The sequence below is a fragment of the Limobrevibacterium gyesilva genome (assembly GCF_025989185.1).
In the GTDB taxonomy this organism is placed as follows: domain Bacteria; phylum Pseudomonadota; class Alphaproteobacteria; order Acetobacterales; family Acetobacteraceae; genus Limobrevibacterium; species Limobrevibacterium gyesilva.
The window spans coordinates 1-11105 of record NZ_JAPDNT010000059.1 but is presented as its reverse complement, the minus strand read 5'-3'; the positions used below and the strand labels follow the sequence as shown (position 1 = coordinate 11105).

At 71.4% G+C, this 11105-nt stretch carries 11 protein-coding genes and 1 pseudogene; 8 read left to right on the top strand and 4 right to left on the bottom strand.

Annotated features, from left to right (window positions below):
• From OL599_RS25395 to OL599_RS25385, 3 genes are all read left to right on the top strand, one after another.
• Positions 1-1274, top strand: a 1274-nt coding sequence (locus OL599_RS25395) for a helicase RepA family protein (RefSeq protein ID WP_264716859.1), incomplete at its 5' end; no start/stop codon positions are given.
• Positions 1271-1912, top strand: a complete 642-nt coding sequence (locus OL599_RS25390) for a DUF6362 family protein (RefSeq protein ID WP_264716858.1) — start codon at positions 1271-1273, stop codon at positions 1910-1912. The genes OL599_RS25395 and OL599_RS25390, both read left to right, overlap by 4 nt.
• A 215-nt stretch (positions 1913-2127) precedes the next feature.
• Positions 2128-3036, top strand: a complete 909-nt coding sequence (locus tag OL599_RS25385) for a transporter (protein WP_264716857.1) — start codon at positions 2128-2130, stop codon at positions 3034-3036.
• Positions 3037-3072: 36 nt separating this feature from the next.
• Here the strand turns inward: OL599_RS25385 and OL599_RS25380 are convergent, their stop codons facing one another.
• Positions 3073-5409: a heavy metal translocating P-type ATPase gene (locus tag OL599_RS25380; protein ID WP_264716855.1), complete on the bottom strand. Its 2337-nt coding sequence runs from the start codon at positions 5407-5409 to the stop codon at positions 3073-3075.
• Positions 5410-5511: 102 nt separating this feature from the next.
• Here OL599_RS25380 and OL599_RS25375 point away from each other — a divergent pair, with 102 nt between their 5' ends.
• A complete protein-coding gene (locus tag OL599_RS25375; protein ID WP_264716854.1) occupies positions 5512-5787 on the top strand; it encodes a metal-sensitive transcriptional regulator in 276 nt (91 codons plus the stop codon).
• Positions 5788-5897: 110 nt separating this feature from the next.
• On the top strand, positions 5898-6026 hold the full coding sequence (locus tag OL599_RS25370; RefSeq protein ID WP_264716853.1) for a hypothetical protein: 129 nt from the start codon (positions 5898-5900) through the stop codon (positions 6024-6026).
• 34 nt (positions 6027-6060) lie between these two features.
• Here the strand turns inward: OL599_RS25370 and OL599_RS25365 are convergent, their stop codons facing one another.
• From OL599_RS25365 to OL599_RS25355, 3 genes are all read right to left on the bottom strand, one after another.
• Positions 6061-7005 (bottom strand): nucleoside hydrolase, encoded by a 945-nt coding sequence (locus OL599_RS25365; protein ID WP_264716852.1) that lies wholly within the window; start codon positions 7003-7005, stop codon positions 6061-6063.
• Complete coding sequence (locus tag OL599_RS25360; RefSeq protein WP_264716851.1) at positions 7005-8579, bottom strand: ABC transporter substrate-binding protein; 1575 nt, start codon at positions 8577-8579, stop codon at positions 7005-7007. The genes OL599_RS25365 and OL599_RS25360 overlap by 1 nt, the downstream gene beginning before the upstream one ends.
• A gap of 117 nt (positions 8580-8696) precedes the next feature.
• Positions 8697-8951, bottom strand: coding sequence for a hypothetical protein (locus OL599_RS25355; protein WP_264716850.1), 255 nt, complete (start codon positions 8949-8951; stop codon positions 8697-8699).
• 191 nt (positions 8952-9142) lie between these two features.
• Between OL599_RS25355 and OL599_RS25350 the strand changes: the two genes are divergently transcribed.
• The 3 genes and pseudogenes from OL599_RS25350 to OL599_RS25340 all read left to right on the top strand — a co-directional run.
• Positions 9143-9931 carry a sulfite exporter TauE/SafE family protein gene (locus OL599_RS25350; protein ID WP_264716849.1) on the top strand — a complete coding sequence of 263 codons (789 nt, stop codon included), beginning with the start codon at positions 9143-9145 and terminating at the stop codon, positions 9929-9931.
• A 115-nt stretch (positions 9932-10046) separates the two neighbouring features.
• A complete protein-coding gene (locus OL599_RS25345; protein WP_264716848.1) occupies positions 10047-10583 on the top strand; it encodes a Dps family protein in 537 nt (178 codons plus the stop codon).
• A gap of 246 nt (positions 10584-10829) precedes the next feature.
• Positions 10830-11105, top strand: a pseudogene (locus OL599_RS25340) (hypothetical protein); the annotation flags it as partial.

Below are 11105 nucleotides of genomic sequence, written 5' to 3'. Positions count from 1 at the left end.
TGGACACCTCCGGCCTGCGCATGCGCCTCGCCCACACCGAGGCCGAAAGCCGCGCCGCCACGCCCCCGCCGCCCCCGCCCCCGGAGCCGCCGCTGGCCGCCGTGCCGGCCGCCCTGCCCGACCCCGCCACCATTCCGCCGCGCGAATGGCTCTACGGCACCCGCCTGATCCGCCGCTTCGTCAGCGTGCTCGCCGCCCCCGGCGGCGTCGGCAAGTCCGCCCTCGCCTTGGCCCAGGCCGTCGCCGTCGCCTCCGGCCGCCCGATCCTGAACGAGCGCGTGCACCACTCCGTCCCGGTCTGGGTGATGAACCTGGAAGACCCGCAGGAGGAGCAGGACCGTCGCGTCGCCGCGCTGATGCAGCTCCACGCCGTGCCGCGCGACGCCCTGGCCGGCCGGCTGTTCCTGCATTCCGGCCGCAGCCGCCGCCTGACCATGGCCGCCCTCGACGAAACCCAGGCCATCGTCCACCCCGATGCCGCCGCCGTCGCCGCCGCCTGCCGCGCCCGCGGCATCGGCCTCGTGGTGGTCGACCCGTTCGTGAAAAGCCACCGCCTGGACGAGAACAGCAACGCCCAGATGGACGCCGCCGCCACCGCCTGGGCCGAAATCGCCGAGGCCACCGGCGCCGCCATCCTGCTGGTGCACCATGTCCGCAAGGGCGCCTCCGCCGACGTCGACGCCGCCCGCGGCGCCAAGTCCCTCACCGACGCCGCCCGCAGCGCCGCCCTGCTCGCCCCCATGACCGCCGAGGAGGCCGAGCACCTCTCCGTCCCCGCCGCCGAGCGCTGGCGCTATGTCCGCCTCGACGACGCCAAGGCCAACCTGGCGCCGCGCGCCGACAACGCCCGCTGGTTCCGGCTGGAGACGGTCAGCCTCGGCAACGCGACCGAAGCCTACCCGTCCGGCGACGCGGTGGCCGCCATCGCCGCCTGGAAGCCGCCCAGTCCGCTGCGCGGCATGACCGCGGCGGACTGCAACCGCGCGCTCGACCTCATCGCCGCCGGCCCCGGCGAGGGCGTCGCCTACTCCGCCCACCGCACCGGGCGCGCCAGCCAGGACGGCAAGGGCGAGCGCTGGGCCGGCCGCGTGCTCGTCCGCCAGTTCGGCCTGGACGACAACGAGGCCGCCCGCGTCATCGCCGCCTGGCTCAAATCCGGCCTGCTCGCCGAGGCCCCCTACCACGACGGCAAGCAGCGCAAGACCCGCCTGGGCGTCCGCGTGATCGACGCCCGCCGCCCCACCGGCTCGAACCACGACAGGAGCAATGCATGAATTTCATCGCGACCCTTCCGGCCAATGGCGCGCTTTGCATCGGCAATGGCGCAGCGAACGGCGCAGCCCGGCCGGCTGCCGCGGCGGTTGCGCCGTCCGCGCCATGCCCCCCGGTTTCACCGGGGGGTCATGGCGGCCCGATGGGCGTGCGGGCGCACGGGCGCGTGCGCCATCCGGCGGCGCGCAACGGCGCGGCCAATGGCGCACGATACGACGCCGAAACCGTCGTCTACCGCCTGGAGGAAGCCGGGCAGGCCCTGCTGGCCCTGCCCGCCACCGGCTACTCCACCCGCCTGCGCACCAGCCAGCTCGATATCGTCCGCTCGGCGCTGGAAGGCTATGGCTGGGACAATCACCGCAACGACGCCGGCCGCCTGCGCCCGGCGATGCCGGACGCCGCCCGCGTCACCCGCATGGACGAGGCCCTGGGCTGGATTCCCCTGATCCCCCGCGACCGCTACGTGCTGCGCCGCATCGTCGGCGCCCGCAGCCTGGTCAGCCCGGCGACCGAGCGCCACCTGTTCACCTGGCGCCGCCTCGCCACCCTGCTCGGCGCCGACCACAAGGCGGTGCAGCGCTGGCATGCCCAGGGCATCGGCCTGATCGTGGCGGCGCTCAACAGCAACGGGCCCGGATGATGGGCGCCAGTGCGGCCATCGGCGATCGCTTCACCGCAACGTTCGTTGCCCCGCACGCGCGAGGCGGCCGAAACTGCGTCCGCATCAGACGTGATATGACCGGCGCACCCATCGGACGATCGCCGCACGAAGGCCTACACGCGCCGGCGTTTCGCGCGGTCGCGCCCCGGCGCGCCGCACGCGGATCGTTGTCGCAACGCTTTCGATCGGCCGCCATGCTCGCGCTCGCGGCGGCCGGCAGCGTCTTCGCGATCGCCTGCGCGCACGCCCAGGACCTGGAGCCGCGGGCCTATTCGGCGTCGCCGATCGGCACCAACTTTCTGGTCGCGGGCTATTCGCACACCAGCGGCCGGGTCTCGCTGGACCCCTCGCTGCCCATCACCGGCGTCAAGGCGGCGATCGATACCTATGCGCTCGGCTACGACCACACCTTCGCCCTCGCCGGGCGTGCGGCCCGCGCCTCTCTGCTGCTGCCCTATTTCGACGGCAACCTCAGCGGCCAGGTCCAGGAGCAGGGCGCGCGCGCCACCCGGCTGGGGCCAGGCGACCTGAGGCTGCGCTTCTCGGTGAACCTGCTCGGCGGCCCCGCCCTCACGCCGGCCGCCTTCGCCCAGCGCACGCCGACACCCACGCTGGGCGTCAGCCTCATCGTGATCGCCCCCAGCGGGGCGTACGACCCGCAGCGCCTTGTCAACATCAGTTCCAACCGCTGGGCCGTCCGGCCCGAGATCGGCCTGTCGGTGCCGCTGGGCCAGTGGTTCGCGGACGCCTCCTTCGGGACCTGGATCTTCACCGACAACAACAACTTCTTCCACGGCCATGTGCGCTCCCAATTGCCGATCTACAGCGTGCAGGTGCACGGGGGCTACAATTTCAGGCCGGGGCTGTGGCTGGCGGCGGATGCGACCTACTTCACCGGCGGCGAGACCAGCATCGACGGCGTCGGCAAGCACGACATCCAGGCGAACTCGCGCTACGGCCTCACGCTTTCCGTTCCGCTCACAGCAAGCTGGTCCACGAAGCTGAGCTGGTCGACCTGGCTGACCGGCCGCAACAACGCCTACCAGACCGTCGGGCTGACGCTGCAATACCGCTGGTTCAACCGGCCGCTCGCCGCCCGCTGACGCCGGCCACATCGCTCCATGTGAGCGCCCGGCCGCCTACAGGCGAACGGAGCGAAGCCGCAGGGCATTGCCGATCACCGAGACGGAACTCAGCGCCATGGCGAGCGCCGCCACGATCGGGTTCAGCAGGATGCCGAGCGACGGATACAGAACGCCCGCGGCGATCGGGATGCCGGCGACGTTGTAGACGAAAGCCAGCGCCAGGTTCTGCCGGATGTTGCGCATCGTCGCCCGGCTCAGCGTGCGCGCGCGGGCGATGCCGGCCAGATCGCCCTTCACCAGCGTGACGCCGGCGCTCTGGATGGCGACGTCGGTGCCGGTGCCCATGGCGATGCCGATTTCGGCCTCCGCCAAGGCCGGTGCGTCGTTGACGCCGTCGCCGGCCATGGCGACCACGCGGCCCTCGCCGCGCAGGCGCCGGACGATCCGGTGCTTGTCCTGCGGCAGCACGTCGGCCTCGACATCGGCGATGCCGAGCTTGCGGGCAACGGCCTCGGCCGTCGTCCTGTTGTCGCCGGTCAGCATGAGGATACGCACGCCGTCCGCCCGCAGGCTGTCGAGTGCCGCCGCCGTCGTCGCCTTGATCGGATCGGCAACGGCGATCACGCCGGCCGCCTTGCCGTCGATGGCCAGGAACAGCGCGGTGGCGCCGTCACGGCGCAGTGCATCCGCCTGCGCCGCAAGATCTCCGAGCGCGATGCCGGCCTCGTCCATCAGCCTGGCGTTGCCGAGCGCCACCATCCGGTCGCCGACCCTGCCGGTGACGCCCTTGCCGGTGACCGACGCGAACTCCGTCGGGTTCGCAAGCACCAGCGAACGCGCGCGCGCCGCGGCGACGATCGCGGCGGCAAGCGGATGCTCGCTCGACCGTTCCAGGCTGGCGGCGAGCGGCATGATGTCCGCCTCCGAAAAGCCGGCGGCGGGAACCACGGCGACGACGCGCGGCCTGCCCTCGGTGAGCGTGCCGGTCTTGTCGACCACCAGCGTATCGACCTTCTCCATGCGCTCCAGCGCCTCGGCGGACTTGATCAGCACGCCACCGCCCGCGCCTTTGCCGACGCCGACCATGATCGACATCGGGGTCGCGAGGCCAAGCGCGCAGGGGCAGGCGATGATGAGGACGGAGACCGCCGCGATCAGCCCGTAGGCAAGCGCGGGCGCGGGGCCCCAGACGGCCCAGCCGACGAAGGCAAGCAGGGCCACGACGATCACCGCCGGCACGAAGGCGCCCGACACCGTATCCGCCATGCGCTGGATCGGCGCCCGGCTGCGCTGCGCCTCCGCCACCATGGCGACGATGTGCGCCAGCATGGTGTCGGCGCCGATCTTGTCCGCCCGCATGATCAGGGCGCCGGTGGCGTTCACCGTCCCGCCGATCAGCTTGTCGCCGGGCTGCTTGCCCACCGGCATCGATTCCCCGGTGACCATGGATTCATCGACGGCGCTGCTGCCCTCCAGCACCACGCCGTCCACCGGCACCGCATCGCCGGGGCGCACGCGCAGCCGGTCGGAAACCTGGACCTGCTCCAGCGGGATTTCCGCGTCGTCGCCGCTCGCGTTGAGACGGCGCGCGATCTTGGGGGCGAGATTGAGCAAAGCGCGAATGGCGCCGCCGGTCTGCTCGCGCGCGCGCAGTTCCAGCACCTGGCCAAGCAGGACGAGGACGGTGATGACCGCGGCGGCCTCGAAATACACCGCGACCACGCCATCCATGCCCCGGAACCCGTCGGGAAACAGGTCCGGCGCGAACGCCGCGACCAGGCTGTAGAGATAGGCGGCGCCGGTGCCGAGCGCGATCAGGCTGAACATGTTGAGGCTGCGGTTCACCACCGAGGCCCAGGCACGCTCGAAGAAGGGCCAGCCGGCCCACAGCACGACGGGCGTTGCGAGGAGGAACTGAACGAGCACCGAGAGGCGCGGAGGCACGACATCATGCAGGCCGAGCGCGGGCACGTGGCCGCCCATCTCCAGCACCACGACGGGCAGCGCCAGCACCAGGCCGATCCGGAAGCGGCGCGTCATATCGACCAGCTCGAGGTTCGGCCCCGCCTCGGCCGTGAGCGCGAGCGGCTCCAGCGCCATGCCGCAGATCGGGCAGCTGCCCGGGCCTTCCTGGCGAATCTGCGGGTGCATCGGGCAGGTGTAGATGGTCCCCTGCGGGGCCGGTTGCGGCGCGGCTACGGGCTTCAGGTAGGCACCGGGATCGGCGATGAATTTCTCGCGGCAGCGGGCGGAGCAGAAATGGAACAGCCGGTGATCGTGTTCGTGGCGATGCTTCGCGCTCGCCGGATCGACCGTCATGCCGCAAACCGGATCGGTCACCTGGTCCGGCGCCGGCGCGTGACGATGATGCGGATGGGCGGCCTCGGTCATGGCGATGCTCCCTGGTTGCGACGACATCACCACGCGGAGGATGACGGGACGACGCGCCTGCCCTATATACCGCACAGGGGTATCGTATCAAGGAGCGGACACGTGCACGAGGCGACGAAAGCGGCGGTCGTCACCCGCCTGAGGCGCATCGAAGGCCAGGTGGGCGGCCTGCTCCGCATGGTCGACGAGGATCGGTACTGCGTGGACGTATTGACCCAGATCAACGCGGTCCGCGCGGCGTTGCACAAGGTGGAAGAACAGATCCTGCGGGATCACGTCTCGCATTGCGTCGCCGAGGCGTTCATGTCCGGCGACGTGAACGAACAGCGCCACAAGGTCGACGAACTGGTCGCGACGGTTGCGCGAATGACACGCTAGTGTCATGAATTCGGGGTTCGCTCAGGTGGCGAATTTCAGATTCAGGACACTGGCCCCTGCGCCCGGGCGACAATACGGTCCGCAACGCCAACGAGCCAGGGAGCAGCCCCATGCATGAGATGATGAACAGTGGCGGGATGGCGATGTGGGGGATGGGGGCGATCTGGCTCCTCGTGATCCTCCTGCTCCTGTTGGGGATCGCCGCGCTGGTGAAATATCTCTTCTCTGCCCGCGACTGACCGGCGGCCCTGCAGGACCGCGCCGGGGCCCGCCCTACTCCAGGGCCGCCAGCCGCCGCGTCAGCAGGGCGAAGAACCCTTCGGCGTCCAGCTTCGTCATCACCGTCGCGTTCGCCGGCCGGTCGGTCTGCCCGTACCAGTCCGCCACCATATGGCCGTAGCGTTCCGGCGTTTCGCAGTCCACGTCCACATGCACCCGCTTGCCCTGGAACAGCTCGGGCGCGAGCAGGTAGCCGATCACCGTGGGGTCGTGCAGCGGCCCGCCGGGCTCGCCGAAGCGTTCGATGTCGCCGCGGTCCCAGAAGGTCAGCAGCTCCACCACCGCCGCCGCGATGCGCCCGCCGGCGGCGCGCAGCCGCTCGATGCGCGCGGGGGTCGCCATCGCCTGGTGGGTGAGATCCAGCGGCATCATCACGATGTCCGCGCCGCTGTTCAGCACCATCCGCGCGGCATGCGGATCGGCGAGGATGTTGAACTCGGCATAGGGCGTGCGGTTGCCGGGCACCCGGAACCCGCCGCCCATGACCACCACCTTGTCCCAGGCAGCCGCCACCGTCGGGTCCAGCGCAATCGCCGCGGCCAGGTTGGTCAGCGGCCCGATCGGGCAGACGGTCAGCGGCCGGCCCGTCGCGCGCGCCGCGTGCGACACTTCGATCAGCCGCTGCGCCGCATGGCCGGGCGCCACCCCCTGGCGCGGCGCCGGCAGCACCGTCCCGCCCAGCCCGCCGCGGCCATGGAACTTGCCGAAGATCTGCTCGCGCAGCAGCGGCCGCGGGCAGCCCGCGTGCACGGGAATGTCCGCGCGCCCCGCCAGCTCCAGCACCCGCAGCGCGTTGCCGGTGGCGTCCGCCAGCGGGCAGTTCCCCGCCACGGTATGCACGGCCACCAGCTCCAGCTCCGGCGAAGCGAGCGCCAGCAGGATCGCGATGGCGTCGTCCACGCCGGGGTCGGTGTCGATAACGATCGGGCGCGGCGGCATCACTTCGCCGCCTTCACGTCGATCGCCAGCGTGTAGCCGTCGCTGCGCGGCGCATAGGTGAAGCCGTGGCGCAGCCCCCAGCTCTGCTCAAGGAACAGCACCGGGATCACCCCCACGTCCTGCACGGCGACGCGGCTGGCCTGCTGCAGCAGCGCCTCGCGCGCCGGGTTGTCGAAGGTGCGGTACGCCTGCGCCAGCAGCGCGTCGAACTGCGCATTGGACCAGCGCCCGCGATTGCCGGTGCCCGCCCCCTTCGCCGCGTCATAGGTCGCCAGCAGCGGATTGAGGATGCCCGTGGGCTCGCCGGTCTCGATCGCCGCCCCGCCCATGATCGCCGAGAACTCCAGCTTCGAGGCGCGGGTGAAGAAGCTGGCTCCCGGCAGCGCGTCCACCGCCGTCTTCACGCCGATGCGGGTGAACTGCTGCGCGATCGCCTGCAGCAGCTTCGCATCGTTCGGATAGCGGTCGTTCGGGCCGTGCAACGTCAGGAAGAACCCATCGGGATAGCCGGCCTCCGCCAGCAGCTTGCGTGCCTGCGCCACGTCGTAGGCGGGCGCCGGAATCGTGGGGTCATAGCCGAAATAGCCCGCGGGCATGAACTGCCCGGCCGGGCTGCCCTGGCCGCTCATCACCCGCTCCACCAGCGCCGTGCGGTTCAGCGCCAGCGACAGCGCCCGGCGCACGCGCGCGTCCTTCAGCGGGTTGTGCGGCAGTGGCTGGCCGGCGGCGTCGCGCGCGAACGGCGTCACCTCGCGGTTGCTGTCCAGGTGCAGATAGATCAGCCGGTTGCCCTCGGTGCCCACCACCTGCGCCTGCCTGCCCGCCGCCACCGTCGCCTGCGCGTCCGAGGGCACGGCGGCGATCACGTCCACGTCGCCCGCCAGCAAGGCCGCCACCCGCGCGCCGGGATCGGCGATGGAGCGGAACGTCACCTTCTCCCACGCCGGCGCGCCGCCCCAATAGGCGGGATTGCGCGCCACCACCACGCTGGCCCCGCGCTGCCAGGACACCAGGCGGAACGGCCCGGTGCCCACCACCTTGTCGCCGTCGAAGTCGCTCTGCGGCGCGTCCTGCTGGGCGCGCGGGATGATCGAGATGCGGCTGAGGTCGTTCGGCAGCAGCGGCCACGGCGCCTTGGTGCGGATGCGCACATGGCCCGGCCCGGCCACCTGCATGTCCGCGATCCCCGCCGTGTACGGCTTGAACGAACTCGCGCTGCCCTGAACCGTGGCGGCATGGCGGATCGAGGCGATCACGTCCTCGGGCCCGAACTTCGTGCCGTCCTGGAACGTCACGTCCGCGCGCAGCGTCACGTCCCAGGTGATGTCGTCGAGCGGCACCCAGGCGGTGGCCAGCGCCGGCACCAGCTTCTGGCGCGCGTCCTGGCGCATCAGGCTGTCATAGATGTTCAGCGCGATCTGCGTGTTCGACCCGGCCACGTAGAACAGCGGATCGAGCGACGTGGTGGCGTCCGGCAGGCCGACGCGCAGCTCCGCGGCCCGCGCCGGGCAGGATTGGCCCAACAAGGCAACAGCGCCGCCCAGGACGGCCGCGGCGGCAAGACGACGGATCATGATGGCGATCGTTCCATATTCTGTGTGTCCGGGCGGAAGCCGGCGGCGCGCTACATAACCCCTCCGCCCGCCCGCGTCTGCCCCTGGGCCGGGGGGCGGGGTGCCCCCGCCCGAACGTCAGGCCCCAGCCGCCCCCTCCACCTTGCGCAGCGCCAGATGCACGCGCCCGAGCATGCTTTCCTCGCCGCCGCCCATGCCTTCCCCCTCGGCGACGGACAGTTCGCGCGCGTCCTGCTCCCATTGCCGCAGCAGCTTGAGCTTGACCTCGCGCGACAGCCGGGGATGGGTGACGATGTCCTGGGGCTGGGCGAAGAAGGCCGAGGGGTCGGCCAGGGCCGCCTCGATGTCGCGATCGGCGATGTCTCGCGTCATTGTCTGGCTCCTTGCGAGCGGGAGCGGTATTGATAGCACAGCCGCCGGCGGCGTCTGCAGCGCTCCTGGCGTGACTTTGCGGCCGGGCGCTGCTCCAATCCGCGCGTCACGGCCGCCCATCGCCCCGCCGGCGACAGCCGCGCCGTGGCGGCGACGCATACACCACCTTCTATGTCCTTCTGGGTCAGCGCATGACGTATCCGGGCCTCATCGAACTGCCGTTTTCGGCCCTCGGGTTTGGCGTCGGCCTGCTCGTCGGGCTGACCGGCGTCGGCGGCGGGTCGCTGATGACGCCGTTGCTGATCCTGCTGTTCGGCGTCCATCCGGTGACCGCGGTCGGCACCGACCTGCTGTTCGCGGCGGGCACCAAGACGGTCGGCACGCTGATGAACGGCCTGCATGGCATGGTGGACTGGCGCGTCACCGCCCGCCTCGCCGCCGGCAGCCTGCCGGCGACGGCGTTGACCCTGTTCGTCGTGTCCAGCCTCGACGCCCACAACGACGCGGCCGGCGCGGTGATCTCCGCCATCCTCTGCGCCGCGTTGCTGCTGACCGCCGTGTCGCTGATCCTGCGCAAGCAGATCCTGCACTTCGCCGCGGCCCGCCTGGGCGCGGTCAGCCCGCACCTGGCGCTGGTGCTGACCGTGCTCACCGGCGCCGCGCTGGGGGTCCTGGTGTCGCTGTCGTCGGTGGGCGCGGGCGCCATCGGCATCATGGCGCTGCTGCTGCTGTATCCCCGGCTGCCGATCGCGCGGATCGTCGGCTCCGACATCGCCCATGCGGTGCCGCTCACGCTGCTCGCGGGCATCGGCCACTGGGTGATGGGAACCGTGCAGTGGGGGCTGCTGGCCTCGCTGCTCGCGGGGTCGCTGCCCGGCATCGTTCTCGGCAGCTATTTCGCCCCGCGCATCCCGGACCTCGTGCTCAGGACCGTGCTCGCCATCACCCTCGTCGTCGTCGCCGGCAAGATGGTCATCTGACCGGACGCCCCGCTCGACAAAAAGTGACGCCGGCGGCGGCATGAAGGGGCAGGCGGCCGGCGCCGGCTGCGCCAGTATCCAGGCGCGCGACCCGGCAATCTCGGAGGACAGGCGGATGAAGGACGACAAGAAGGCCCATGCCCGGCGAACCGGCAGGCTGGCGACGCCCACGAACCTGACGCCCGAAGCGGTGCAGGACATTGCCGGCGCGCTGACCAAGCTGGTGGCCGACATGTTCGCGCTGTACGTGAAGACGAAGAATTTCCACTGGCACATGTCCGGCCCGCATTTCCGCGACTACCACCTGCTGCTGGACGAGCAGAGCGCGGAGATCTTCGCCGTCACCGACCCGCTGGCCGAACGCGCCCGCAAGATCGGCGGCGCCACGCTGCGCTCGATCGGCCATATCAGCCGCCTGAAGCGCGTGCTGGACAACGACGCCGAGTACGTCACGCCGCTCGACATGCTGGCGGAACTGCGCGACGACAACCTGCAACTGGCGGCGAACATGCGCGAGACGCATGGCCTGTGCAGCGAATTCGGCGACGTGGCCAGCACCAGCCTGCTGGAGACCTGGATCGACGAGGCGGAGCGGCGCACCTGGTTCCTGTTCGAGGCCAGCCGCACGGCCGAGGCCCCCGGCAGCCACTGATACTCGATCCGCGCTCGCAAGGCGGGGTTCTGTCCGCAACCCGGCGGGCGGCGGCGGTGGCGTATCGATTCCGGCGTTCACTTCCGCGCGACAGCCGGGGCGGATCAGCCGTTCGTGATGCCGCGGCCCGGAATCCGCCTTGATCTGCCCCTATCCTTTCGCACTCGATCGCAAGCGCCGGCGCAACAGGCAGGATGGCGGGCGGCGGCGTCCACCGTTTTGGCACCTGATCAGGAGGACCATGCGATGACCGCGTCGTCTGTCCGGCTGCTCCGGCTGTGTTCCTCGACGGCGATTGCCACCACCCTGGCCTGCCTGCCGGTATCGCTCACCATCGGCCTGCACCTGACCGGACAGTCGGCGCAGGCCGAGCGCAACGACGGCGACGGCCCCGGCCAGGGCGGCCAGGGCGGCGGCCATGGCGGCGGCCACCACGCCGGCGACGTCGGCGACGACCATGCCAGCGCCACCGGCGGCCCGGCCGCGGGCGGGGGCGGCCGCGCCGGGGGCAGCCAGGCCAGC